The following is a 26,993-nucleotide window of genomic DNA, read 5'->3' as shown; positions in this document are numbered from 1 at the left end:
AGATGGAGTACACCAAATATGTAGAAGATGTCTTTGAACAAGCTCCTCTTTTTGTTGTTGGTAGTGGTACATCATGTGGTGCTGGTATATCTGGAATGTGGCAGTTGGGACAATACCTTATCAAGCATGTTTGTACAGATGAGTTTGGAGATGAAGAGAATGCCCTATGGGAGACATTTGTTCATTCCTTGGAAGACGATAAAGGTTTAGAAGAGGCTTTGCAATCATTAGGAGGAAATGTTCCAGAAAAATTAACAAATGCAATTGTCCAGACTACTTGGAAATGTATTTCTAATGATGAACGTGAAGCATTATTAAAAATTATATGTAATGAAGATTTAATAGGTTTTGTTAGAGTATTTGAGAGATATAAGCATTCAACTAATAATTGTATTGATATTATTACAACTAATTATGATCATTTAATTGAATGGTCTGCTGCTTATTCAGGATGGGAAGTTTGGGATGGATTTAATAGTGGTTCATTCTCTAGAACAATTGATTCTAAAACATTTGGTTCTAAGATGAAGAGGGTTATTCGAGGAGGAAGGACTCCAAAGTTTGATAGCATAAAACATTTGAAAATTTATAAGCCTCATGGTTCATTATGTTGGTTTAAACTTCCTGATAAATCAGTTGTAAAATTATCAAATTTAGCTCCTAGTGATGATATTTTATTGATAAATATGGGTATAACACCAGTAATTGTAACTCCTGGAATAGGGAAATATCTTGAGACACATCTTGAGCCATATAATCGTGTACTTGTTGAAATGGAAGAAAGTATTCAAAAAGTGAAAGCTATTGTATTTTTAGGATTTGGTTTCAATGATATCCATATTCAGGGGAAATTTACCCCTATTCTAAGAAATAGCACTATACCAAAATTAATTTTGACTAAATCTTTAACCCCTTCTTTTAAAGAAATGATGGAACAAAAAGAAATAAGAAATTATATGGCTATTGAAGAAAGTGGAGAAGGAAGTTTTATTATTAGTGATAAAGTTGAGCCGGAAACGTATGACCATATCGATATCTGGTCTCTAAAGGGGTTACTTAAAACTATTTGGGGAGAGTGAAAAAGAAAATGGCTTATGAAAGACTTTTTAATATTGAAGAGGAAGAAAGTATAGGAAGTGTGAATAAGGTTGATAGTTATAGTGTAACAGTATCTGTAGTTGATGAAGGAAATTTGCAAAGAATCAATGTAAATGGATTTGTTATTATACATACATCTAACGCTAATGTAAGACTAATTGGAAGAATAGATAGGGTTTTAAGCTCTGAAGCTAATTTTGAACCTTTAGATGATGATGAAGATGAATATGTTGTTTTTCATGATAATGTAGTTCATATAAATGCTCTGGGAACGTTAAAGGGACCAGGTGGGGGAAGAGAAAGAGCCACATTTAGTAGGGCTGTTGAGACATTACCAGAAATAGGGGCTAAATGTTTTCTTCTTATTGGAGAGAGATTATCAGCATTTACAGGGTTAATTGCAGATGAAACGACTTCAGTTGAAAATCCATTAACATTAGGTACGTATACAATGGCACAAGATGCAAATGCTATTTTAGATGGAGATGCTTTCTTTCAAAGGCATGCTATGATAGTTGGTTCTACAGGTTCAGGTAAGTCTTGGACAACGGCTCAAATTATTGAGCAAGTTGCCATGCTAAATTCATCTAACATGGTTGTTTTTGATTTACATGGGGAATATAGTCCGTTGTCAGGACATCCTAATATTAAGTTTTTGAAAATAGTTGGACCTGGAGATCTTCAATCCTCTGATGAAAATCTTTTGTATTTGCCTTATTGGTTATTAGGATATGAAGATATGCTGGCGTTGATTTTAGACAGAAGTGATGAAAATGCTCCTAACCAGTCAATGGCATTTTCTAATACAGTTATTGAGGCAAAAAAACAGGTTTTACAAGAAGAAGGTATGGAAGAAGAGTTAGCAACCTTTACAATCGATAGTCCGGTAGCTTATAGAATAAACGATGTTATTAGCAAATTGAAAGAACTGAATACTCAAAAAGTAACAGGGGCAAATAATCGGGAAGTAAATGGGCCATTTCATGGTAAGTTTAATAGATTTATTCCTAGACTAGAATCAAAAATAAGTGATAGAAGATATGGTTTTTTATTTAATTTAAGGGATAACCAATTGTCTTCAAATTATTTAGATCAATTAGTAGATAAATTGATGAAACCAACTGGACAAGGGAATGAGGGAGTTAAAATTATCGACTTTTCAGAAGTCCCTTCAGATATTTTGCCGATAGTTATTAGTTTGGTAGCTAGACTTATTTTTCAAATTCAACAATGGTCGATTTATGAAGAAAGACATCCTATTGCATTAGTATGTGATGAAGCTCATTTGTATATTCCTTCAAGGAATTTAGCAGATGCAGCTGGAATAAGAGCTTTAGCTCATTTTGAGAGAATTGCAAAAGAAGGAAGAAAATATGGTTTAAGTTTGATAATTGTAAGTCAACGACCTTCAGAGTTAAACACGACGATAATGAGTCAATGTAGTAATGTGATTGCTCTGAGGTTGGCAAATCAAGCGGATAAAAATGCTGTATGTAATTTATTACCTGAAAATTTAGGAGGTATTCAAGATATACTGCCTACTTTAGGAATTGGAGAAGGACTAGTTGTGGGAGATGCATGCTTGTTACCAAGTCGTATTAAGATTCGAGAGCCACATTTAAAACCAAACTCAGAATCGGTTAGATTTTGGCGGACTTGGAATGAAAGTGTAGTGACACAGAATTTAAACAATGCATTAAACAATTTTAGAAGACAAACCATATCGTCAAGAGTTAATGTTTAAACTGTCCGGGTATACCCCTGCTAACTAAACCAGTATAATCGTCACAGTACGCTTATGTCAGCCTATAAAAATATTAAAGATGAGAATTTTAGATATTATATCTTAAAGCAAAAGGCTGATGTATTCCACGCAATGAAGAGCTTCTTTAAAGAAGAATCGGGTGAGAGAATGGCGTGACCCCTTTTTTAAGGGGTTTTTTATTAATAGAATATTCATTCATGTGTAATAAAAGGGAAAAAATTGAAGTAGAAATATTTATATAACTTTACTTTTTATGTAAAATAGTATATTATATAAATATACAATATAACGGTTATTTTCTAGGAGGAGCCTGTCACCATAGGCTCCTCCTGTTCTTTTTTAAGCAGCCTGTCGTACAGGTTTTTCTTTAAAGATTAAATAACTGAAAATTAGGAAAAATAATTCGGAAGAGGTGAGGCATACATATAACAAAGAGAGAGGTAATGATGAAAGGGGGATAAGGCATGACATTGTTGAGTTATCCGCTTGAGACAATTTATTTATATGGATTTATTATTGCTACCGTACTTACTGTTATTTACATCTTTTTTGGAGATATATTTGAATCCATATTTAGCTTCGGAGGTGGATCTACATCTATTGTAACGTTGCTGCTCAGTTTCTTTGCCATGCTCTGTGGTTTTAGTTATATAGGAGAGTATTTATTTACTTGGAATAGTATTGTTATTTTTAGTCTTTCTTTCGGCATATCTTTTATTGGAGTTTTTCTAATGAAAATATTGATTTTAAAACCAATTGCAGAAGCTGAACAAAATACAGTGCAACGTATGGATGAATTTGTTGGATGCAAAGGAGAAGTGATTATTACCATCCCGAAAGAAGGATTTGGAGAAGTATTAGTTTCTTCACAATTTGGAAGTAATGCGATACCAGCTAAGACAATTGGAAAGAAAGATATTTTACAAGGAACCGAGGTCATGATTGAGGAAGTTCAAGATGGTGTTTTGCTTGTACAGAACATCGCTTATTCTTTAAAAAAACCAAAGTTATAAGGGGGAATTTGAATGATTCCATTAATTATCGGTGGTATATTACTTGCAATCTTACTTTTACTTATTTTGGTGTTTATCACAAAATATCGTACAGTTGGTCCTGATGAGGCGCTGATTGTAACAGGGAACTGGCTTGGTGACGGGAAAAACGTTGTCACAACAGATGATGGTAAAAAAATTAAAATTATTCGTGGTGGCGGTACGTTTGTTGTACCAATTATGCAACGAGCAGAACTTCTTAGTTTATTAAACTATAAATTAGAAGTTGGAACACGTGATACGTATACAAAGCAAGGGGTGCCAGTTACGGTAAATGGTGTTTCTATTATTAAAGTAGGTTCAACAATTGAAGAAGTATCTACAGCAGCTGAACAATATTTAGGGAAAGAAACGGAAGAGTTAAAAGTTGAAGCGAAAGAAGTATTAGAAGGCCATTTACGTGCTATCTTATCTTCAATGACAGTGGAGGATGCTTATAGTAATAGAGAGCAATTTGCACAAAAAGTACATGAAGTTGCTTCGACAGATTTGAAGAAAATGGGGCTTCGTATTGTCTCCTTTACGATTAAAGAAATCATGGATAAAAATGGTTATTTAGATGCTTTAGGTCAACCGCAAATCGCAACAGTGAAACGTGATGCAACAATTGCGAATGCAGAGCGTGAAAAAGAAGCACGTATTGAAAAAGCTCGTGCGGAGAAAGAAGCAAAAGAAGCTGAATATCAACGTGATGCACAAATTGCTGAGGCTGAAAAGCATAAAGAATTAAAAGTACAATCATATAAGAGAGAGCAAGAGCAAGCACGTGCCGATGCGGACCTTTCTTATGAATTACAACAAGCAAAAGCACAACAAGGTGTTACAGAAGAGCAAATGCGCGTTAAAATCATTGAGCGTGAAAAGCAAATTGAATTAGAAGAAAAAGAAATTGCGCGTCGTGAAAAACAATACGACGCGGAAGTAAAGAAGAAAGCAGATGCAGATCGTTATGCAGTTGAACAATCAGCGGAAGCGGAAAAAGTAAAACAAATAAAAAAAGCAGATGCAGATCAATATAAGATTGAAGCAGAGGCAAGAGCACGTGCGGAAGAGGTGCGTGTAGAAGGTTTAGCAAAAGCCGAAATTGAAAAGGCACAAGGGCAAGCAAAAGCAGAAGTTCAAAAAGCGCAAGGTACAGCGGAAGCGGATGTTATTAGGTTAAAAGGTTTAGCAGAAGCGGAAGCGAAGCAAAAAATTGCGGAAGCGTTCGAATTATATGGGCAAGCGGCAATTATGGATATGGTTCTTAAAATGCTTCCAAGCTACGCAAAAGAAATTGCAAGCCCACTTAGTAACATTGATAAGATTACTGTTGTGGATACAGGCGGCGGTGGCAAAAACAGCGGAGCTGGAAAAGTGGCAGGATATGCGACTGATCTAATGGCAACGATGCAAGAAACATTAAAAGCTTCTTCTGGTATTGATTTAAAAGAACTATTAGAAAGTTTTGCTGGAAAAGGTGCTGTGCAGCAGGCGGTGATTGAGAAGCCTGTTGTGCAAGTAGTGGAAGAAAACGAGAAAAGTGAAAAATAACGAAGGAAGGCCTCTAGTATTAGGGGCCTTTTTAGGCTCTAATGCAAAGCGAAAATAGCGCATATATTTCTAGCGGAATTATATTTGATGATATAAGTGCAAACAATTGATGGATGAATTCTTTCTAGTTTGGACAGGTTGATTCTGTAAATCAATTTTTCTTTTTCATACTGATCATGTCCTTTTTTAGATTGATAGTATCAGTATGTCAAGGCTTTATAAATTTCTCGCACCAGAATCTCGCTAGCATCATACATGCCGCACTCATGCCACCTAATGCTTTGGAAAGAAATAATCCCCATATATGATTGGTAAATTCAAATAAAGATTCAGATGAAGAACAAAGAGATAACCCCAGTATAATCAATTTTTGATTGAATCTATCTGCCTATCTGTATATATATTCCGGTGATAGGAGGTGTTAGTAATTGAGTAAATGTAAATGTAGCAATATTTCATTATATCAGTAATTAATTGTAACGTATTCATATAAAAAGACATTATAGGAACAACAAGATCGATTCCTAAAAATAAAGAAATTGAATAATATCAAGGCTAAAGATATCTTTTCTGTTGCATACAATTATGTTATTTCTTTCAATGTGTTAAATTTAATTGAAATAAAGTAAATTTAGATTAATGGAGAAATGATTGTGTGTTAAACTACATTAAAATGTGTTTAATTATAATTCGTTACACAACTTGCTACAGGAACATTAGGAGGATTAGAAAGATGAGGAAATTGAAAGCAAAGATATACAAGTATGGAAAGATTAATATTTTACTAAACAAGCTCATTTCAATGGAGGAAGTATTTTGAATTAATCCTGATATCGAACAATTTCAAAAAGGATTGAAAATAGCGTTAGAGAAACGGAATTAATTTAATATGGGAATTTGAACTTCATATAGCGTTTGAAAAAGCTACTTCTATTCAAGTGAGATTACAAATAGGATGGACTGTTGTGTATAGCGTAACTCAGATGATTTTTATAGTTATATAAACAGAATTGTTAATGTGATATAAAAATTATGTGCAACTCCATTTTTATTTTTAACATTCTTTAAAGATGGTAAGAAGCGAGAAATATCTTAGGAAGGCTATTTATATCAGCATTATTTCGTAAAAGTATAATAAAAATCATGTATTTTTATCCCGCATTAACGGGCAGTAAGATCCCCCACTGATTAAAGTTTCACTTTATTTAGTGTGCTGTTATCGCAGTTTTTATAAGGAACAGAGGAGAGTTAATGTATGAAAAAAAGAATTGTAATCATAGAAGATGAAGATAATATCCGAGAAATATGTAAACGGTACTTGGAAAGAGAAGGATATGAAGTATACACCGCTGTAAACGGAACAGAAGGTTGGAATGCATTTCAGCAATATCAACCAGATTTAATTATTTTAGATTTGATGATGCCGAAAAAGGATGGCTGGGAATTATGTGAGGAAATTCGCCAATACTCTAATGTCCCTATTATTATGTTAACCGCTAGAGGAGAAGAAAGAGATCGGATTTTAGGATTAACAATGGGCGCGGATGATTATGTGACAAAGCCGTTTTCACCTCGTGAATTAGTATTAAGGGTGCAAATTATATTAAGAAGAGGAAATCAAGCAACGATACAAGAGAAAGAACCTGTATCAGAAATGATAGAGTTCCTAGATTTGAAGATTGATCCAACGAAAAGACGTGTATTTGTTTGTGGACATGAAATTGAGTTAACAGTGAAAGAATTTGAGGTGCTTTATCTAATGGCAAAACATCCAAAACAAGTATTTTCACGATCTCAACTTTTGGAACAGATATGGAATTTTGAGTATGAAGGGTGCACAAATGCAGTAACTGTATTAATGAGTCGTCTACGTGAAAAATTGGAGAAGCATACAACAAAGAACCGTTGGATTCATACAGTTTGGGGTATTGGTTATCGTTTTGAGCCAGAGGAAGGAAGTCAAGCATGAAATTACGTAATCAATTGTTATTGATGAATCTATTAAGTACAAGTATCATGTTAATTTTTATTTGGTACAGTGAAAGGCGAATGTTACTTAGACCGGAACAAACAAAATTATTAATAGGAATTGTGATGGTAGCAATGATTCTTTCAACGATTATTTACTGGTTAATGACACGTCCTATTATGAGATCTATTCAAAATTTAATTGCATTAACGAAACAATTTAGTGATAGACACTTTGAAACGATGTATATAATCGGGAAAGAACCAGAAGAGTTTAAAGAATTAGCGACAGCTTTTCAACAAATGGCTAAAAAATTAGAAGAAAGCTTTACTAAGTTAGAACAAGGAGAAAAAGCACGTACAGAACTAATTGCGAATATTTCCCATGACTTACGAACCCCTATGGCTAGCATACAATTGATGATAGAGGCGTTACAAGATGGTTTAATTGAAGATCCTAATATGAAAATGCAGTATCTAACGACAATCCTAAACGAAATTCAAAGATTAAGTGGATTAATTAATAATTTGTTTGAGCTTTCTAAGTTAGAACTTGGACAAGGAGCCTTTCACCCCAGTTTAACACATGTGGACAGCATTCTATTAGAAGTACTAGATTCCCATGCGATCTTATTGAAGGACAAAAGTATCGATTTGCAATTGCACGTTTCGGATACATTGCCACGACTTTGGATTATGCCATGTAAAATAGTGCGGGTTATTAGTAATTTGTTACATAATGCGATTCGGCATTCCCCTACATTTGGAACAATCGAGTTAATTGTAGAGGGAAATAAACAGAAACAGCAAGTTACATTCACCTTGCGTGATGAAGGGGAAGGGATTTCTTACGATGATCAATTACGTATATTTGAACGTTTTTTCAGAACAGACCCATCAAGAAGTTCACAATCTGGAGGGTCTGGACTTGGACTCGCCATTGCGAAATCACTAGTTGAAATACACAAAGGAGAAATTGGTGTTCAAGATCGTTCAGATGGGAAACAGGGATGTGAATTTTGGTTTACTCTTCCCATTGCATCAGAAAAGAAATAATACGGTTGAAAGACTTTTGTAACATTTATGAGAGAAAAATGAAAGATTTGTTAGCTATGATGAAGTTAATCTTACTAGTAGATGTTCTAACTCATCTAGAAAACTTAGCGACCTATGCATATTTGAAAGCTACGTGCGGTAACAATTAATAAAAGTTAAGTGTATCTCTTTATTTACGCGGACAGTAATACTCCTGCCTAAAAATAAAGAGTGGGGTATTACTGCCTGTGAAATTCTGGTTGGTGAGGACTGATAATCAGTGGGGATGAAGAGTTTGCCACTGATTATCAGTCCTCACCCATGTAATCTTACAAAACTGTCATCTTTATGTAAGGTTATTAGATAGTCCATTTATTATTTCAATGTGATAATAAAGGTATAAGAAATACTAGTAAATTTTTAGATATTATAGGAGAGTGTCAGTGATGATTATAACAACAACTTCAACTATTCAAGGAAAAGAAATTATTGAGTATATCGATATTGTAAACGGTGAAGCAATTATGGGGGCAAATATCGTACGTGATCTATTTGCTTCTGTTCGTGACGTTGTTGGTGGCCGTGCTGGTGCATATGAAAGTAAATTGAAAGAAGCACGTGATATTGCAATGGAAGAAATGAAACAACTTGCGAAGCAAAAAGGTGCAAATGCAATTGTTGGTATTGATGTAGACTACGAGGTCGTTCGTGATGGAATGTTAATGGTTGCTGTAAGTGGTACAGCTGTACGTGTATAAAAAAGTGAAACTTTAATCAGTGGGGGGTCTTCATCCCCTCACTGATTATCATCCCTCACCAATCGGATTTTTACGGGCAGTTCAGCTCTCACCTAACTTCTTTGCTTTTTCCGAAGGGTCTTACTGCCCGTTAATGCGGGATAAAAAGTATAATTGCTAAAGCACCTTGTTAAGAGTGAGGTGCTTTTTCTTTTTTATAAAATTAGAAAGGTGAAACATCTGAAAGGAAATAATATCTTATTTTCTTTCAGTTACTTTAGTGTTTTTTATACCGTTAATATTTCCAATTATAGTATATTCCCTTTTATTTTATCTTTGCACCAGCCAACCTTTTTAGACACTATTTAGAAATGTATTTCATTCCTTCTAGTCTATCTAGTACCCTTCTTTTCTTATAAAGCATCTTACCTACTTCAGCAATTTCCTCAATCGTTTTTCGATTTAAATAAGCACCAAAAACCATACCAGCAATGGGAATCATCTGAAATAGCTTCTTCCAACCGTAATTGTCACGATATACAGTAAACACTTCGCGCCATGATTTAATTTGGGACATACTATTGTCGTGATTGACACGAGCATCAAAATGTTTTAATTCATGAAGAATGGTTTGTTTCCCTACAATATCAGACGAGGAAAATTGTAAGCATTTTACGATAAATAATCTCTCTTGAATATCTTCAGGATTATAACCGTAGCAAATTGCAATTTCTTGCAAAATGTTTAGTGACATGCTTAAAACAGCTGGAATATCAATTGCGAGGGTGAAAATGCCACCAAAACCAGTTGTGGCCCCTTGTGCAGTTGCGACAGATTTTCTATTTTCGATAATTTTATCAACGATTGTATCCATCTCACTTAAAAGGGATTTTTGAACATCTGCTAAAGAAGCTGCGTTTTCAAATTTCTTTATTGTTGTTTGTGGATGAATTAAATATTTACTTCCAGAATTGAGATATTGAATGAGCTCATCTAGTAAAATATTAATTTTTTTATGGATAAACTTTGGAGTTAACTTATCAAGAATAGTAAATGGGATTTTCCCCCACTTTTCAAAGAACCAAAGATCTTCCTGTTCTTTCTCCCATTTTTCAATGATTGCGATTTCCTGTAATAAAAGTTCTTTTGACTCCATTTTTCGCCCTACTTTCTTATAACCGTGTCTTTCTATTTTACTTGGTATTTTATAATAAATAAAATTTAGCGTTTGTATTTATATGGGATGCTGTAAATAAGAAAAAGAGATAAGAGAACCGGCTTGAAGGAAGTATAGAATTAGATAACGTAATACAGCATTTCAGTTGGGATTTCTTGTGTAGGAAGTAGATATACGAGTACAATAAATATGTTAGTTTTACTTAGCTTTTAACATTTGAATAAGCTTAATTGATCTTTGTGAGGTATCCTTTTTTACTGATAAAGAGCTTAATCTATTTGTAGATATCAGTATTTTCTGTAAAAAAGGTTATTTGTAAGGAGAACCTGCTGAAGTAAATGCTTATTTGACTCAATTAAATACGCCGGAATTGTTACATGCTTTTGTATTACATTTTAATTGGGATGATGATTTACAGCCGATGAAAATGGTATTGCAACATGCTAATTGTCAGGAAATAACTGCTATTGAAATGTTTGATTTAGTGGATGGGGATTATTGGCTGAATCAGGGAGATAGTAGTGATGAAGAAAGGGAGTATGTATGGTAAATAATTAGGAAAATAACGTTATTAAACGCATAATCGTTATTTTGTTCATTTTATTCATGAGTTTTATTTTGAATTTTTAAAAATATAATGCGTTTATTGCAGGAGTGATAGAATAGATGAGAAAATAGAGAAGCGTGAAGTAGGGAGTAGATTTTGAATGAAAGCAATGATTGAAGAGATTTATAGTTCATATAAAGGAAGAGTTGAAGAGATTTTCGTTGATGAATCCTCTTACGTATATGAATGGGAAAAATTAATGACGATTCGAAAAAATGACGGAACACTGGAGAAAGTAGCAGTGGGAATTAGTGGTCATATACGATCTGTAAATATAGAGGTTGGTCAGGAAATTGATATGGATACATTGTTACTTAAGTTAGAAGATGATTTATTGATTACTGGCTGCGAATGATAGAAGATGTGTAGAAATTGCTGCACATCTTTTTTTATTAGTGGAAATTCCATTTATTACAAAAGATGCATTGTTTTTTCACAAATCTCACACAAATTTCACACAAATCTTTGGTATTCTCCTAAATGAGTAAGTGAATAGAATTTGATAGAGAAAGGAATTACATATGAAAATGATTCGATTTTCTTTTCTCTTATTTTTTGTATTACTTTGTATCCCATTTCGTATTCATGCTGAAGCAACAATTCAATCACAAATTGATGATACTCCTGCGTACGGAACTGTAAAGCTAAAAAATGGTATGTATAATGAAACGATTGAAATATCAAAACCTATTACGTTGGAAGGAGAGAAAAATACGAAGATTCGTTTTTGTGGTAATAAACCTGTTATTAAGGTGAATGGGGAAAATGTTACTGTTAAACGACTAAAAATAGAGCAGTGTAAGAAAAGAGAGGGAACAGCCGCTGTATATGTTGCAGGAACCGGGCATAATTTCACTGATTTAGAAATTCGTACACAGCAAATTGGGATGAAGTTGGAAGGTACTCAAAATACGAAAATCCAGAATAGCAGTATTCTAGGAGAAGCTAACGGTAATGGAATTGATTTATGGAAGTCCCATTGGAATCAAATTGAAAATGTTCGAATGAAAAATGTAAGGGATGGGATTTATTTAGAGCAAAGTGATAATAATCAAATATTAAGAAATTCCATTAGGCAATCTCGTTATGGTATTCACCTTATGTATTCTGATGGTACGAATGTGAGCAATAATATATCACAATATAATATAACTGGTGCGATGATTATGGGTACGAAAAGAACGACTGTAAAGGGAAATCAATTTATCAATAATAGAAGAAATGTTCATGCGCAAGGATTACTTTTGTACGATTCGATAGAAACGGAAGTTATGCAGAATCAAGTTACTAACAATAGAGTGGGAATGTATGTTGAAAAGGCGAAAGATAATCGAATTATAAAAAACATCGTTACAAATAACTTTATTGGAGTGCAATTAAAAAATGCAAATGAAAATGAAATAGCTGAGAATACCTTTTTAAGTAATATCAATGGATCACAAGCTACGAAAAGCACGAATAATGTAATTCATCGTAATTATTGGGATGGTGCTTTAAAAGTAGATTTAAATCATACAGGTATTAGTGCATTACCTTATAAGGCTGATTCTTTTTTTTTAGTTTTAACGCAGGATATTCCTGAATACCAGTTGTTTTTTCATTCGCCTGGGATGCTTGTTTTACAAAATTTAATCAAAATTCCAGATGAATCGATGTTAATTGATTATAAACCAAGTATGAGTATGCAGTTTTCGAAGATAGAAAGAGGTACAGAAAGTCAATTTGAAGCTTGGATTATTAGTGTAAGTATGTTGCTTATGGGGAGTATATTATTCTTTTTAGGGAGGAAATATTGATGAAAATAAAACATGTTGTATTTGTTATGTGTATGTGCCTAGTATTTGCAGTGGTAGGGTGTGGAAAGAAGGGCGCAGAGCCAGTCGCGGTCGATGAAAAAAATGATAAGTGTGATGTTTGTAATATGGCAGTAATGGATAATCAATTCGCAACGGAAGTTATTTTAGAAAATGGTAAAGCGCTAAAATTTGATGACATTGGTTGTATGTATAAATGGATGGACGAACATAAAAATGAAAAAACACAAGAAAAATTTGTTCGAGATTATCATACAAAGGATTGGATTTCATTAGATAAAGCTACTTATGTGTATGATAAAACAATTAAAACGCCAATGGCATACAATGTAATTTCTTTTAAAGAGAAAAAAGATGCTGAAAACTTTGTATCTAAACATGCTGGAAAAGTCTTTTCATATAAAGAGTTAACGGATCATAAATGGGAAATGAATAAAGAAATGATGGGGAAAATGAAGAAGGAACATGGGAAAGAGAATAACTCAGGGCACTCCCATTAATATAAAATAAAATGGAAAGAGGCTTTATAGCCTACAAATAGCTGGATAAAAGACAACCTTAGGCGGTTGTCTTTTTCTATAAAAAGGGTGATGATATGTGGAATATATGCTATTCAGAGTGGCGTAGAACAGTAAGAGAAAAGTCTTCGTATACATTTTTATTACTTTGGATTGTAATACTTTCTTTATTATTTTTGATGGAACGGAATGTACCATCCTTAGCGGGATATACGAACACAATGGGAACAATTTTAAACTTAATTTTATACATTATCCCTTTATTTATGTTAATCGCAGGATCATTTTCAATTGCAAATGAGATGGAAAATGGACAATGGCGGCTTCTGTGTACATATCCTTTAACTACATCCTCATATGTAATAGGAAAGATTGCTGGTCAATTTATAGCGCAAATTATTCTTTTTACACTTAGCTTTGGAAGTAGTGTAATGATTGGATTATTAAGTGGAAGTATGTTTAAAAGTAGCTGGATACTAGCAATTTACTTATTTTCTATTATTCTCATATTCTTTTTTATAGTTTTAGGTATAACAATTGGTGCATTTTCTTTGACAAGGTGGCAAGCGTTAGCAATTTCAATTGCAGTTTGGTTTTTACTCATTATGATGTGGCCTACGGCAGTAATTAGTATTCTTAATCTTGTTCCATATACGATGATAGCGTCGCTTATAAAAGTTTTTGTGTTTTGTAATCCGGCTGAACTGCTAAGAATCATATTTGTTATTCAATTAGGGGGAGGGGCAGTATTTGGACAATCCTATGATCAGCTTGTGATGTTTTTTCAGAGTGGGACAGTAGTTATCATTCTTTTTATGTATAGTGTGATCTATACAGTAATCTTCTTATTATTAGCTGTTTGGCGACTAGAAAGGAGAAGAAACCAATGACGGTATTGCAAATTGATGGAATTTGTAAGCAGTATAAAAAGAAAACGGCATTATTTCCTACTTCGCTATACGGTAGAGATGGAGAATGTATTGTACTATGCGGTGGAAACGGAGCGGGGAAAAGTACGATCCTTAATATATTAGCAGGAATCTCTTCACCTACATCTGGAACAGTAAGGTTACAGGACATAGAATTGCATAAAAATAGAAGGCGATATGTAGCTGAAATTGGTTATATGCCAGATGATTTTCATGCGCAACAATCTATGACTGTACAAGAGTTTCTATCATTCTATGCAGCTTTTCGAAAGGTTGGAAAAGAGAGAGTTCAGGAAGTAATTGCATTACTTGGATTAGAAGAGAAGCAAAGCGAGTGTTTACACAGACTATCAAAAGGAATGAGACAAAGGCTTTTATTTGGACAAGCGTGGCTCGCCAAGCCTAAATTACTACTATTAGATGAACCAACAAATGGTTTAGATCCATATTGGGTAAATGAATTTGTTACATTATTAAAAGATATAAAGAGAAGTGGTACAATCATTGTTTTTTCTACACATATGATGGATGTAGCAGCAGATATTGGAGATGTGATTCTCTTTATGGAAGATGGAAAGGTTACACAAGAAATAAGAGATGATGGAAATACGGAAAACTTGATATTACAATTATTGCAGCTTCATCGTAAGTAATAAAATAGATTTTTTTCATATAATCCAAACAGCTGTTGAAAATGATTCAACAGCTGTTTGGATTATATACCTGTTCTTACTTTTGATAATATAGGCATAGAATATAGTAGGAAAGAAGAGCGATTGCAACGATTATCATTCCTGAAAAAGAATGAGAGGCGAATAGAAATGGGGAAAGAACTGTTTGTGACAATTGAAAGTACTTTTACACTTCAAGGAACATTAACAATTCCTACATATTATTCAGAAACATATCCAGTTATTATGTTGATTGGTGGTACTGGGAAGGAAAATCGTGATGGAAATACAGGTCGTTTACAGTTAAACTTATATAAGGAATTAGCTGATTATTTTACCTCTTTAGGATTTGCAGTGCTTCGTTATGATAAACGTGGTACTCATAAAAGTAAGGGGAATTACTATAAAGCAGGGGTAACAGATTTTATTGATGATGCTGCTTTATGGATTAGATTTTTAAAGGATCATCCGCAAATAGATCCGAAACGCGTTATTATCGCGGGGCATAGTGAGGGAGCTTTGCTTGCACCAGCTGTCTACGTAAGAGAATCAGTTGCGGGATTAATATTACTTGCTGGTGCAGCAGAACCATCTAAATCGCTCTTAGAAAGACAAATAGATAAAGTTGCTAACGAGTTAGAAATAGCGTCAGGATTCAGAGGATGTTTATCTAAAATGTTGAAAATCCCGCGGCGTATGAGAAAGCAAAATGAAGTACTGGTGAAAAAGGTACAACATTCAACAAAAGCTGTTATATGGATAAAAGGTACGAAAGTGAATGCAAAATGGCTAAGAGAACAGTTACAATATAATGTAGTTACATATTTAGAGCAAGTATCATGTCCTGTTTTAGCAATTACGGGAGACAGTGATATACAAGTGCCACCCGAGCATGCTAAACTGATTGCTTCATATGTTAATGGTGAAGCAGAGTGGCATATCATTCCGAACATGAACCATATTTTAAGAAATTATGAACATAAGCATACAATGATTCGATTAATGAAGGAATATAAGGGGCTTATGGATAAATCTATTGAAGAAGAGTTGTTACATGTGATGAAGGGATGGTTAAAAAAACATTATCTTTCATAGGAGCTGTAGTTGTGAGGAAACAAAATTTTTTATTATTTATGTTATTAGGGCTTTTCATTATGATAGTAGCTTGTGAGAAGCAAGAAGAGGTTGAATCTAAACCGGTTCAAGTGAAAAATGAAAAAAAACAAGAGAAGACGCATAAAGAGGAAGAAGAGAACAAAGAGAAAAAGAATATGAATTTAATGGATAAGCAATTATTACTTTCTGCAACACTAGGCGATACAGAAACAGTTATGAAATTAATAAAAGATGGAGCTAACATAAATGTATCAGGGGATAAAGGAGAAACACCTGTAATGGCAGCGACATATCATAATCATGTTGAGACAGTGAAAGCATTGATCGATGCAGGTGCAGACATTGAATTTCCAGATGAAAATAAAGAAAATCCATTCCTTTATGCGAGCAAAGAGGGCTATGTTGATATTGTAAAACTAACAATTGATGCAGGCACGAATATTAGAGAAACGAATCGTCATGGTGGAACAGCACTCATTCCAGCGGCTGAAAGAGGGCATGTGGAAGTTGTAAAAGAGCTAGTAGGTCGCACGGATATCGATGTGAATTATAGGAATGATCTTGGTTGGACGGCATTACTAGAAGCAATTGTTCTTGGAAATGGCAGTGAAAATCATAAACAAATTGTTCAGTTACTCATTGATCATGGGGCAGATGTAAATATGGCAGATCGAAACGGCGTTACGCCACTAGAGCATGCGGAAAATCGAGGTTTTAAAGAAATCGCAAATATGCTAAGGGTAGCAGGAGCAAATGAAATTATCAAGCAACCTACAGAATAATATATATAAATACAAATTGAAAAACCGACATAAAACCCTTCTTTTTAGGTGGGAGAGAGCATCCAGCCATGCATAGAAGCGGTCAGGTCCTTTTCCTGCCCCATGCCAAGTAAAAACAAAGAGAGAAAACAAGTAGCGGTCATCTTTTGTTTTTCGTCGCCGTGACTTATATGTTGAAAAATCAAAATGGATTTATATAGATTGTGAAAAAAGAGATAAGGAGGAAATCTTATCTCTTTTTTGTGTTTAAAACTGATGTTTTTTTGCCATCGGTTCTATACATGTATTTAATATCCAACTTAAGATTCTCCAGACTTTTTGTTGTTTATGTGGCAAATGGTCATTATATATATAGCTGTATTCAATCTGCTGTTTTGCACCACGATTTCGTTTGAACTCTCCAGCCCCAGCGCTACAATGACAAATTAAATTTTTTTCGATAGAATCCATTGTAATAAGGAGGGAAAGAATACGATATAAGCCTTGTTGCTGACCAGAGTTTGTATCATAGCCAAGTATAGGAGTTGTCATAACTCCATCTCTAATAAAGTAAGCAATGACACCATCAATTATCCCCTCTTTTTTTATAACTTTTATCTCAAATAAATGATGCTGAAGTGCATTCCATAAATAAGCTGGTGTAAACATTGGATTATGATCGGAATATTTCTCGATATATAGTTGATTGTATAACTCGGAAATCTGTAAAATATCCTCTTTTGTTAACTCCTCATTCGTAATTATTTCATAATTACTTTTCTTTAATAAACTTTTATCATTTAATAAGTCTTTTCGTGCTTTTCGGTTCATTTTTTTATAGTCTTTTGGATTAAATAAATATATAGAACGAGACATAATTTTATTGTAACCTACAGTAGACAATGCTTGTGTAATTGTAGGGTATAATTCGCTATTTAAAGAACGGAATAAAATTGTATGCTCTGGAAATTTCTCAATAAGTAAATTCGTAATCTGTTCGATTTGTTGTTTATTGATAGAATGGTAAAGATTTGTTGATAGCATCCAATTATTTACTATAATTACTTTATTAATATTCGTTCGTCGTAGCCAGCTTCCGATAAGATGAATTGGGTAGGTTAGTAACTTCTCTAACCACGGTTTTTTTAATTCCCATAACTCTTCTAGCGCATAGGATATGTAATGTGTATAAGGAGAACATACATATGAATTATCAAACTCCTCATGATTAACAGTAACTGGTAATACAAGATCATCAATTTCTAATAGAAAAAGTTGAGTATTAACATTTTCAATAAATGCTGTAATGCCATTTTGTAAGAGTGGTAGGAAGCTGTCTCTTACATATGCTCCATCTCGTTTTGTGGTCCAGTCAATGCTGTGTAGAGAATGAATATCATGTAGCTTAATCATATATTCTCACCATGCTTTATAAGGTTTTCTATTCTTTTTAATTTTTTATCATATAACTGAATATCATAATGTGAAAAGAAAAAGTGTGGTACAACACATTTTTTAGTGTCCCATAGTGTATGTAGCTCCTGTATTACGATAGATTTACATGATTTGAAATGTTCAGGTGGTACTTTAAGTTTAATCTCAATTTTGTCTGTGCTGTGCTGAATCACTTTAAATTCTTGAATTTCATTAGATGCAAACATAATTGCTCTTCGGATGAAATCAGGAAAAATAGATATCTCACTCTTATCCAATTCACTTATCCCAATAAATATATCATCACATCGACCATCAATTCGTTCTAAGGCTAAGAAGGGAGAGCCGCAGGCGCATGTTGTTTTTTTCTCAATTAATATGTCATTGAGACGGTAGCGGATTATAGGCTGTGTTTTCCTCATGAAATCAGTAATAATAGGAACGAATATCCCTCTTTCCTGATCTAGGTATTCTTTTTCAATATGAACGAGGTCTTCATTGATATGTAATGTACCATGTTTACATGTTGTAGCAAGAAAGCCTTCTGTACATTGGTAAATTTGGTGTACTGTTTGTTGAAAAATTGTACTGATAAACTCTCCATCAATATCTTCAAGTACTTCTGCTACAGAGATAATTTTTTTGGGACAAATCATAATAAGTCCCTCTTGTTGCCAATGAGCGATTTTTCGCAACATAGAAGGAGGTGCAATTAAAATAGATGGATTTACTTCATTTAGTCGAGCGATATGTTGCTGAAACGAATCTAGTAAATCAAAAAAATGAAATGAGATTCGCTTATTTTTTGTCGCTTCATATAAATTGCTGTTCGCTCGTAGGAAAAAAGCGATAGTGTGTTTATGTAGAATGCTAGAAGGAAGTACTTTACCGATAATAGAACCAGCCCACATCGTTTGTTCTTCCTCAGAAACGAGAAAAACTCCGCGATTTCCACTAGTGCCTGATGATAGCCCAACAGTTATATTGCGAATAGTCGGAGAAAAATTCCGGGTCTTTTCAGCCTCAAATGCCACATGAAAGGCTTCTTTCTTTGAAATAGAAACTGTATTTAATGTATCAAAATTTTCCATCATTACCTCTTTATTAATGAGAGGGAGTGCAGCCAAGTTCCCTTTTTCGATTTCTTTTGAAAAAGGTGTATATAACTGGCGATAGAAAGGAGACATCTCTAGAGTGAACAAAAGTTGTTTTTTTATTTGTTGTTTATGAAATTGTTCCAATTGTTCGCGATTTGAAAATCGTAAGCGATATTTTGTTTTCAAATATTGCTGGAGAATTCGTAATTTATTCATAGTACACCCCTGCTTTAATTTGATTCCATGTGCGTTCGCAATGAGTTGGAAGAATTTCAATTTCAGGTGATATTTGCGATAAATGATGTAATTTTTCAATGTTGAGACGATAAGATTTTGCATCCCCAGTTAAAAGATTGGCGATCTTACTTGGAAATACAAGGTTTTCATACGTTTTACTTAGCCACACTGCATCTGCACAAAGAAAAACAATTTTATTACTATGTAAATGGACGAATACACCAAATTGTCCAATTGCATGTCCCGTTAAATCAACAGCGAGCAATGAACCATCACCAAACACGTCATAAGCCTCTTCAAATTTTCCATATGTAGGAGGTAAGCTTGATGGCGGGATTTGATCAATGAATGTCAGCCGTTGTTCTAAATCAATTGGTAATGTGTCTTTTAAGCAACCTTTTAATAGAGCACCAAATTTACTTCTCTTTTTTATATCTTCATAAGCTTTCGCGAAGGTTAGTATTTTTGCTTTCGGAAAGTCAGGTAGCCCTGCTGTATGGTCACCGTGAAAGTGAGAAAGAATAATATATTTAATTTCTTCTGGCTGGATGCCATCAAGAAGTAGTTGCTGTTTAATAGATTGCTCCTCTGTAAAATGAACAGGGGTAAGTTTAGCGTATACAGAGTAAGGAAATTTTCTTGTTGCTTCTTTAAAGTGCCGAGCATATCCGGTATCAAACAAGATATAACCTAAGCTTGGATGTTGAAGTAACCCCACTGTAGCTGGAAAGCGAATTTGTCTCCAACTTCCCTTGGAATATGCAACTTTTTCAGGGTGTGTACAATATCCTGTATCGTATAGCTTTAAAGATTTGATTTTCATTGTGTTTTCCACCATTCTACAAATTTTGTGATTCCTTCTTCTATGCTGATATTCGGAGCATAGCCTAGTTCTTTTTGAGCTTTATCAATGCTTAAAGTCTGACTTTTTGAAAGTACACTAACCGTATATTTTGTGAGAATAGGTTCTTTTCCAAGTAAAATGGTTTTTGAAATACCTTCTAGTATAGCGGCAATTGTAAAAGCGGTTTTGTAGGAAATCTTTTTATATTGAACCTCTTTACCAAGGCGTTTCATCACATTCTCAATTACTTCATATAAATTTACACGTTCACCATTTGTTATATTATATTTTTGACCTAATGTATGTTTAGGTGAATGCATACAAAGAAGTAAGGCATCTACAACATTATCGATATAGGTAATATCGACGAGTACATCTTCTGTACCGATTCTTGGTAGAGCGCCTTTTTCACATACTTTAATAAGGCGCGGGAGAATGGCGTTATCTCCTGGACCAAATAAAGCACGTGGGCGTATCGTGATAACAGGTAAACCATGATTGAATGCTTGATCAATAGATTGCTCAGCTAAGTACTTTGTTTTCGCATAATGGTTTACAAATGTATCAGGAAGTTTCGCATTTTCTACTACATCTTGTCGTTCATCATAATAGAAATAAATACTCGGTGTTGATACATGGATGAGGCGTTTTATACCAGATTTTTGACTTCCTTCAATAATATGCTTTGTTCCTAATACATTCGCATTGTAAAAATCTTTATATTTGCCCCAAGGAGAAGAAAGGGCACCGCTATGAAAGATATAGTCTTTATCTTTACAAACTTGTAGAACACTATGCCTGTCTTCAAGAGGGCAATAGACAAACTCAATTCCATTTCGCTCTAATAATTTTCCGATTGTCTTATTTCTCCCGGTTGCTGTTACTTCATAACCCATACTCGCTAATCGAAAAGCAAGTTTTTGTCCCAGAAAACCAGTTCCTCCAGTTACTAGCGTTTTCATAAATTTTCACCGTCCCATGATATGTCATATGTTGTTTGCTCCAAAATAGTCCGTCCATGTTTATAGCTTTCATGCCATAATTTATACATGCTATAAAACTGATAAAAAAATGTTTTTCTATCAGAGCGACTATAAATAATATCTGGATAGGAACATAGGACTTTCCACCATCGTTTACGTGTTTGTTTGCTTTTTAAGTAAGGAATTCCGTATAAAAGCATTGCTAATCGAATTGCACATTGGGAGTTGTGCTTAGGAATGCGCATATTGTTCACCTTTTTAGCAAAAAAAGCGGATACTACTTCTTCGTCGAATAAATGTAATCCACTTGTGGTACGTGGATTACATTCAATCGGAATAGCGTCTCCATCTTCTGGAATGATAAAATCAAAGGCGATTTGCCCAGAGAAATTTAGCTCCTTTACGATATGTTCAACAAATTGGTCAATTTTTGGATGGTTAATATGCTCGAAAGCAATAGTAGCACCTAAGCCCGCCGTGAATTCCGTTTTGTAAACAGAGTGAGCTAATACCTTCCCAGATTGTACAATACTGTAGGAGCAATGCTGCGTTCCTTTTATAAACTCTTGAATGATATAATTTTGCTTGTCCATCGTGATGCCTTTTTCAATATCTTCTTTTGTAATAAACGCTACTTTGTCAGAAAAACGAGAGAAAATAGGCTTTAACACAAAAGGAGTGGCGGGTGATGTTTGTTGAATCATTTCCTGTATGATTTGTTCGTTATTTGTTCTATATGTTGCAGGAACTGGCCAACCTAATTTCGTTACGAACTGAATAAATTCCCACTTATTATGAAGTAATGCAAGTTTTTGAAATTCGTCTACAAATATATGACAAAATCGGCTTAATTTCTCTTTATGTTTGGATATATAAAATATTTCTTCACAAGTAGGAATAAGTAAATCTACATCATGACTTTGAATAATTAATTGTAGTGCAGAGATACATTCATCTGTTTTCCATTTTGGAGAAGGAATTTCATAAAAATGATCAGTGCTCGTTGAAACTTTGCTTAATGGATAAGGAATACTATCTGCAATAATGACGGTATGTCCGTTTTTCTTAAGCAGCCTGCATAAATGCAATGCTGCTGGTGCGCGTGCGCCAGTAATTAATACTGTTTTCTTAGTACTCAAGGAGAATGCCTCCGATAGAAAGCCCAGCAGAAGTACCTAGTAATAATATTTTATCTCCGCGTTGCACTTTCTTTTGTTTAATTGCTTCGAAAAGAGCGATCGGAATGGATGCAGAAATCATATTCCCATAGTCTTCAAAAATAGTCATAAAGCGATCCTCATCGACACCTAGCTTTTTACGAATTAGTTTCATAGCTGGTCCACTTGCTTGGTGTGGAACAATTAAATTGATATCATTTAACGAATAACCTGTATGCATAAGTAGTTTTTCGATAAAATCTAACATATATTTAGAGGACAATTTGAAAATAGCTCTGCCATTCATATCGAATAAAAAATCCTCTTTTCGTTCTTCGCTATATTCTCTAGGATGAATCATCGTTCCCCCGCCGCGAATTTCCGATAGATGTGCGCCAGAGCTATACGTTTCCATATGAGAAGCTATAATGGAAGAAGTGTGATCACTTTTGGTTACAACAACGGCCGCTGCGCCATCGCCGAATAAAATGCTACTTTCATTTTGTCCCCAATTTAATCCTACAGAAGAAATTTCAGAAGAAATGATAACCACATTTTTGTATCTCCCGCATTCAATTGCGTAAGAAATTGTATCAAGTGCTGTTACGAAACTTAAGCATGTTGAGTTAATATCAAAACATGGAATACCAGAATGCTGTAGCCCAAGTTGTTCTTGAATAAGTGATGCAGTAGAAGGAATTGCCTGCTGGATTGTTCCGCTTCCACAGATGATACAATCGATATCTTTCCATGTTAAATTCGCATCTGCTACAGCTTTTTTTGCAGCTTCAGCTCCCATATAAGAAGAAGTTTCCTCATCGACAAAGTATCTCGTTTTCACTCCAGCTTTTTTTAAAGTCCAGCCTTCATAGACTCCTAACATACGATCTATTTCAAAAGAATCTACTTTTCGTTTTGGAACATATACACCAATACCTTTTATTTTAATATACCTTTTCATCCCATATCGCCTCTTAATCTTTTCATAAATTTATAAAATTCTATCATATTATATATTATTATAGAAAAAATATGGAAAAAAGTATTTTTGGGAAATTTAGTATTTTTATAAATTATTTCTATTTAATTTGTGTCGCTGTAAGAAAAGAAATAACTAACTTTATAGTGAGAAATAAATAATTAATGTGGTGAAAATTGTAAAAAAAAACAAAAAAATATTAACATGTGATTAACATCTTGTTAACAAATCATCAAAACTAACTTAATAAATAAGTAATATAGTAAAGGTAACAACGTAACTAGGGTAGAGAACATTTGAGAACACCTGCTTACATATAACAATCTATTTATATTTCTTACATTTACTCTAGTTTATAGGGGTTAAGCGAGAAGAAGGTTGTTCTATGTAGATTGGTGTTTTAAATTTGCCTGCATGCATATTAGAAATACGTAAAAAGCTGAGGGAAATCAATATTTCAGGAACCCTTCCTTTATAAAATAACTAGTAGAGAAGGTGGCTTTTCCTATTATTGCAGGAAGCTTCATTCAAACGTAAGAAGAGGCGGAGATTGCAGGTAAAGCAGGTTAATAAGCCGTTGTGAAGTATGGTTACAAGAACAAAAAAGGAGCGCAAACTGATGATTGAACTAAGAGATGTGTCAAAAGTTTATAAGAATTCAAAGGAAATAGCAGTTGAAAATGTGTCGGTGCAGATTCAAAAAGGTGAATTTTTTGTTCTAGTTGGTCCTTCTGGGTGTGGGAAAAGTACATTATTGCGAATGATTGCAGGTTTAGAAGAAATTACTTCTGGGGCGTTACTTATTAACGAAAATGTTGCAAATGATTTAGAACCGAAAAATCGAAATCTATCAATGGTATTCCAAAATTACGCTTTATATCCACATTTGACGGTGGAAGAAAATATTTTATTTGGATTAAAAATACGGAAAATTCCAAAAGAGGAACGACAAAAACGATTGATAGAAGCAGTAGAAATGGTAGGGCTTACGGAATATACAAAGTCGAAACCAGGTCAATTATCAGGTGGACAAAGACAACGTGTTGCACTGGCGCGAGCAATTGTAAGTCAAGCGCCAATTTGTTTAATGGATGAACCCCTTTCTAACTTGGATGCAAAGTTGCGTGCACAAATGCGCATTGAAATTAGAGAGATCCAGCAGCGACTAGGTATTACGATGATTTATGTGACCCATGATCAAATTGAGGCAATGACAATGGGGGATCGCATTATGGTGTTAAACAAAGGGAGTATACAACAGGTAGGCACACCGCTCGATATATATAACTATCCTGCAAATGAATTTGTTGCAGGCTTTATCGGTTCACCATCCATGAATATTGGTAATGGAATCGTAGATAAAGGTATGGGGGGATTACATGTTGATGGATTACAAATCCCGTTGTCTTCGGGGCATTTACAACAGTTTTCAGAACAAAAGGTGCGCTTAGGAATTCGTCCAGAACACATCGTATTAGCTGAAGATGGCCAAGAAGTTACACTGCAATCTGTAGAAGTATTAGGAAATGAAACAATTTTAAATTTTATAGTAAATGAAAAAACATGGAGTGCAAAAGTAATCGGACAACTTATTTTGAAAAAAGGTGATAAAGCTAAATTGCAATTTCCAGTACAGAAACTATGTTTCTTTCATAACGATACAAATGAAAGGATTCGATTCGTTGCCGAAGAAGAGTTGAAGGCGGTGGCGAAATAATGATTGAGGTAGAAAATTTACCTGTTCAAACAGAAGTTTCAAGAAAAAAGGCATTATGGGGCCGTACGAAAGATTTGCGCACAGGCTTGTTATTCTTGGCGCCTTCCATCATATTATTTACAATTTTTTTGTTTTATCCATTATTTCGTACTATCTATTATAGTTTTTATTTAACAGATGTTCATGGTGAGGCAAATCTTTTCGTAGGACTGGAAAACTATCAATATTTATTGTCTGATCCAACTTTTTATAAAAGTATAAAATCTACTTTACTCTTTGTATTATATACAGTTCCAACTAGTATTTTGTTTGCACTGTTTCTTGCTTTAATTGCAAACGAAAAAATAAAAGGAATAGGCTTGTTTCGAGTTTTATTCTCCTCAACAATGGGAATTTCAGTAGCAGCTAGCGCAGTAATCTGGTTATTTTTATTCCATCCGAGTGTCGGTTTATTCAATAATATACTTGGTTCGATGAATCTTCCTGCAATTGCATGGCTAACAAGTCCAGATTGGGCATTATTTTCTGTATCAGTTACAACAGTTTGGGTAAATACCGGGTTTGCATTTTTAGTTATATTAGGTGGTTTGCAAAATATTGATACGACTCTATACGAGAGTGCATCTATTGATGGTGCTAGCTATTTACATAAACTTCGGCGCGTTACATTACCGATGCTATCTCCTACATTATTTTTTATTATAACAGTTACTTTAATTAGTGCATTTCAAAGCTTTGGACAGATTGATATTTTAACGCACGGTGGACCGAACGATGCAACAAACTTAATTGTGTACTCTATTTATAAAGAAGCTTTTGCGAATCATCAATTTGGTACAGCGAGTGCACAGGCAATGGTATTATTTATTTTCATTTTTCTTGCCACATTACTTCAATTTAAGTTTGCAGAGAGAAAGGTGCATTATAAATGATTACGAATAAGTGGAAACAACATATTCTTTTATACATACTGCTTACCATAAGCGCAGTGATGGTCTTTTTTCCAGTTCTATACGCATTTTTGCTAGGGTTCATGACGCCAGAAGACATTCAAATGAGAAGGGTGTTCCCGACACAATTTACATTCGATAATTTTGTACATATTTTTCAGAAAGTACCGCTGTTTTCTTATTTATACAATAGTCTGATAGTTTCAACAGCAGTGATGATTGGGCAGCTTGTTGTATCAAGTTTAGCTGCTTATGCATTTGTATTTTTAAATTTTAAAGGACGAAATTTTATTTTCTTTCTGTTTATTTCAACGATGCTTATCCCATGGGAAGCAACGATGGTACCGAACTTTTTAACGGTACAACAATTTGGATGGATTAACACATTTACTGGAATGACGGTTCCGTTCTTTGCAACTGCTTTTGGAATCTTTTTATTACGTCAGCATTTTATGACGCTTCCAAATGAGTTAAAAGAAGCTGCCTTTATCGAGGGGATTGGCCATGTGAAGTTTTTATTCCGTGTTGTCATTCCTTATTGTAAAACAAGTTTTATAACACTAGGTGTATATAGCTTTTTAACAACATGGAATATGTATTTATGGCCCCTCCTAGTTACGAATGATGAGAAAATTAGAACCGTACAAATTGGGGTGAAACAACTTCAATCTCAGGAAGTTGCAACAGATTGGGGCAGTGTGATGGCAGGAGTTACAGTTATTGTGATTCCGACTTTAATTTTATTATTTTTAGGTCAGAGGCAGTTGCAACAAGGTTTAACAAAAGGGGCAATTAAATAAATATACATATGAAA

General features: G+C 34.1%; 25 protein-coding genes and 1 pseudogene. 19 read left to right on the top strand and 7 right to left on the bottom strand.

Annotated features, from left to right (window positions below; translation table 11 throughout):
- Window positions 1-2 precede the first annotated feature (2 nt).
- From MHH45_RS13550 to MHH45_RS13515, 8 genes and pseudogenes are all read left to right on the top strand, one after another.
- A complete protein-coding gene (locus tag MHH45_RS13550) occupies window positions 3-1,079 on the top strand; it encodes an SIR2 family protein (RefSeq protein ID WP_088094200.1) in 1,077 nt (358 codons plus the stop codon).
- Window positions 1,076-2,842 (top strand): ATP-binding protein, encoded by a 1,767-nt coding sequence (locus MHH45_RS13545; protein ID WP_249922715.1) that lies wholly within the window; start codon window positions 1,076-1,078, stop codon window positions 2,840-2,842. Before MHH45_RS13550 ends, MHH45_RS13545 begins: the two co-directional genes overlap by 4 nt.
- A gap of 24 nt (window positions 2,843-2,866) precedes the next feature.
- Window positions 2,867-3,019, top strand: a pseudogene (locus MHH45_RS13540) (sporulation protein YhbH); the annotation flags it as partial.
- 308 nt (window positions 3,020-3,327) lie between these two features.
- The gene (locus MHH45_RS13535; RefSeq protein ID WP_016113021.1) at window positions 3,328-3,876 is read left to right on the top strand and encodes a hypothetical protein; all 549 of its coding nucleotides are present in this window, start codon (window positions 3,328-3,330) and stop codon (window positions 3,874-3,876) included.
- 12 nt (window positions 3,877-3,888) lie between these two features.
- Entirely contained in the window at window positions 3,889-5,448 is a 1,560-nt protein-coding gene (locus MHH45_RS13530) for a flotillin family protein (protein ID WP_016113022.1), read from the top strand.
- Window positions 5,449-6,703: 1,255 nt separating this feature from the next.
- Window positions 6,704-7,417, top strand: coding sequence for a response regulator transcription factor (locus tag MHH45_RS13525; RefSeq protein ID WP_016113023.1), 714 nt, complete (start codon window positions 6,704-6,706; stop codon window positions 7,415-7,417).
- Entirely contained in the window at window positions 7,414-8,472 is a 1,059-nt protein-coding gene (locus MHH45_RS13520) for a sensor histidine kinase (RefSeq protein ID WP_016113024.1), read from the top strand. Before MHH45_RS13525 ends, MHH45_RS13520 begins: the two co-directional genes overlap by 4 nt.
- 425 nt (window positions 8,473-8,897) lie before the next feature.
- Window positions 8,898-9,209, top strand: a complete 312-nt coding sequence (locus tag MHH45_RS13515; RefSeq protein WP_016113026.1) for a heavy metal-binding domain-containing protein — start codon at window positions 8,898-8,900, stop codon at window positions 9,207-9,209.
- A 340-nt stretch (window positions 9,210-9,549) separates the two neighbouring features.
- On the opposite strand, the gene MHH45_RS13510 is transcribed toward MHH45_RS13515, so the two are convergent.
- Window positions 9,550-10,344 carry an EcsC family protein gene (locus MHH45_RS13510; protein ID WP_016113027.1) on the bottom strand — a complete coding sequence of 265 codons (795 nt, stop codon included), beginning with the start codon at window positions 10,342-10,344 and terminating at the stop codon, window positions 9,550-9,552.
- A 367-nt stretch (window positions 10,345-10,711) separates the two neighbouring features.
- On the opposite strand from MHH45_RS13510, the gene MHH45_RS13505 reads away from it, so the two are divergent.
- The 8 genes from MHH45_RS13505 to MHH45_RS13470 all read left to right on the top strand — a co-directional run bounded on the left by MHH45_RS13505 (window position 10,712) and on the right by MHH45_RS13470 (window position 16,802).
- The gene (locus MHH45_RS13505) at window positions 10,712-10,915 is read left to right on the top strand and encodes a DUF4274 domain-containing protein (protein ID WP_033670995.1); all 204 of its coding nucleotides are present in this window, start codon (window positions 10,712-10,714) and stop codon (window positions 10,913-10,915) included.
- 157 nt (window positions 10,916-11,072) lie between these two features.
- Entirely contained in the window at window positions 11,073-11,327 is a 255-nt protein-coding gene (locus MHH45_RS13500) for a hypothetical protein (RefSeq protein WP_016113028.1), read from the top strand.
- 166 nt (window positions 11,328-11,493) lie between these two features.
- Window positions 11,494-12,768 carry a right-handed parallel beta-helix repeat-containing protein gene (locus tag MHH45_RS13495; RefSeq protein WP_016113029.1) on the top strand — a complete coding sequence of 425 codons (1,275 nt, stop codon included), beginning with the start codon at window positions 11,494-11,496 and terminating at the stop codon, window positions 12,766-12,768.
- On the top strand, window positions 12,768-13,286 hold the full coding sequence (locus MHH45_RS13490; RefSeq protein WP_003195015.1) for a nitrous oxide reductase accessory protein NosL: 519 nt from the start codon (window positions 12,768-12,770) through the stop codon (window positions 13,284-13,286). Before MHH45_RS13495 ends, MHH45_RS13490 begins: the two co-directional genes overlap by 1 nt.
- Window positions 13,287-13,381: 95 nt before the next feature.
- Window positions 13,382-14,194 carry an ABC transporter permease gene (locus MHH45_RS13485; RefSeq protein ID WP_016113030.1) on the top strand — a complete coding sequence of 271 codons (813 nt, stop codon included), beginning with the start codon at window positions 13,382-13,384 and terminating at the stop codon, window positions 14,192-14,194.
- Window positions 14,191-14,886, top strand: a complete 696-nt coding sequence (locus tag MHH45_RS13480) for an ABC transporter ATP-binding protein (protein ID WP_016113031.1) — start codon at window positions 14,191-14,193, stop codon at window positions 14,884-14,886. Before MHH45_RS13485 ends, MHH45_RS13480 begins: the two co-directional genes overlap by 4 nt.
- Window positions 14,887-15,054: 168 nt before the next feature.
- On the top strand, window positions 15,055-15,999 hold the full coding sequence (locus MHH45_RS13475; protein WP_016113032.1) for an alpha/beta hydrolase family protein: 945 nt from the start codon (window positions 15,055-15,057) through the stop codon (window positions 15,997-15,999).
- The gene (locus MHH45_RS13470; RefSeq protein ID WP_098116753.1) at window positions 15,972-16,802 is read left to right on the top strand and encodes an ankyrin repeat domain-containing protein; all 831 of its coding nucleotides are present in this window, start codon (window positions 15,972-15,974) and stop codon (window positions 16,800-16,802) included. The genes MHH45_RS13475 and MHH45_RS13470 overlap by 28 nt, the downstream gene beginning before the upstream one ends.
- A 246-nt stretch (window positions 16,803-17,048) precedes the next feature.
- Here the strand turns inward: MHH45_RS13470 and MHH45_RS13465 are convergent, their stop codons facing one another.
- The 6 genes from MHH45_RS13465 to MHH45_RS13440 are packed head-to-tail and all read right to left on the bottom strand — an operon-like array spanning window position 17,049 to window position 23,494.
- Complete coding sequence (locus MHH45_RS13465) at window positions 17,049-18,194, bottom strand: hypothetical protein (protein WP_016113034.1); 1,146 nt, start codon at window positions 18,192-18,194, stop codon at window positions 17,049-17,051.
- Window positions 18,191-19,528 (bottom strand): F390 synthetase-related protein, encoded by a 1,338-nt coding sequence (locus MHH45_RS13460; RefSeq protein ID WP_088094198.1) that lies wholly within the window; start codon window positions 19,526-19,528, stop codon window positions 18,191-18,193. Before MHH45_RS13460 ends, MHH45_RS13465 begins: the two co-directional genes overlap by 4 nt.
- Complete coding sequence (locus tag MHH45_RS13455; protein ID WP_016113036.1) at window positions 19,521-20,372, bottom strand: MBL fold metallo-hydrolase; 852 nt, start codon at window positions 20,370-20,372, stop codon at window positions 19,521-19,523. The genes MHH45_RS13460 and MHH45_RS13455 overlap by 8 nt, the downstream gene beginning before the upstream one ends.
- Window positions 20,369-21,355 (bottom strand): NAD-dependent epimerase/dehydratase family protein, encoded by a 987-nt coding sequence (locus MHH45_RS13450; RefSeq protein WP_016113037.1) that lies wholly within the window; start codon window positions 21,353-21,355, stop codon window positions 20,369-20,371. The genes MHH45_RS13455 and MHH45_RS13450 overlap by 4 nt, the downstream gene beginning before the upstream one ends.
- Window positions 21,352-22,515 (bottom strand): ATP-grasp domain-containing protein, encoded by a 1,164-nt coding sequence (locus MHH45_RS13445; RefSeq protein ID WP_016113038.1) that lies wholly within the window; start codon window positions 22,513-22,515, stop codon window positions 21,352-21,354. The genes MHH45_RS13450 and MHH45_RS13445 overlap by 4 nt, the downstream gene beginning before the upstream one ends.
- Window positions 22,505-23,494 carry a beta-ketoacyl-ACP synthase III gene (locus MHH45_RS13440; RefSeq protein ID WP_088094197.1) on the bottom strand — a complete coding sequence of 330 codons (990 nt, stop codon included), beginning with the start codon at window positions 23,492-23,494 and terminating at the stop codon, window positions 22,505-22,507. Before MHH45_RS13440 ends, MHH45_RS13445 begins: the two co-directional genes overlap by 11 nt.
- Window positions 23,495-24,131: 637 nt before the next feature.
- On the opposite strand from MHH45_RS13440, the gene MHH45_RS13435 reads away from it, so the two are divergent.
- Genes MHH45_RS13435 through MHH45_RS13425 form a run of 3 tightly spaced genes read left to right on the top strand, consistent with a single transcriptional unit; the run spans window position 24,132 to window position 26,979 of the window.
- On the top strand, window positions 24,132-25,229 hold the full coding sequence (locus MHH45_RS13435) for an ABC transporter ATP-binding protein (protein WP_016113040.1): 1,098 nt from the start codon (window positions 24,132-24,134) through the stop codon (window positions 25,227-25,229).
- Window positions 25,229-26,161: a carbohydrate ABC transporter permease gene (locus MHH45_RS13430; RefSeq protein ID WP_016113041.1), complete on the top strand. Its 933-nt coding sequence runs from the start codon at window positions 25,229-25,231 to the stop codon at window positions 26,159-26,161. The genes MHH45_RS13435 and MHH45_RS13430 overlap by 1 nt, the downstream gene beginning before the upstream one ends.
- Complete coding sequence (locus MHH45_RS13425) at window positions 26,158-26,979, top strand: carbohydrate ABC transporter permease (protein WP_088094196.1); 822 nt, start codon at window positions 26,158-26,160, stop codon at window positions 26,977-26,979. The genes MHH45_RS13430 and MHH45_RS13425 overlap by 4 nt, the downstream gene beginning before the upstream one ends.
- Window positions 26,980-26,993: the final 14 nt, after the last annotated feature.

The sequence above is a fragment of the Bacillus sp. FSL K6-0042 genome, assembly GCF_038006685.1.
Taxonomy (GTDB): domain Bacteria; phylum Bacillota; class Bacilli; order Bacillales; family Bacillaceae_G; genus Bacillus_A; species Bacillus_A pseudomycoides.
Note: the sequence above shows the minus strand (reverse complement) of the source record. Positions and strands in the feature narration are given on the sequence as shown.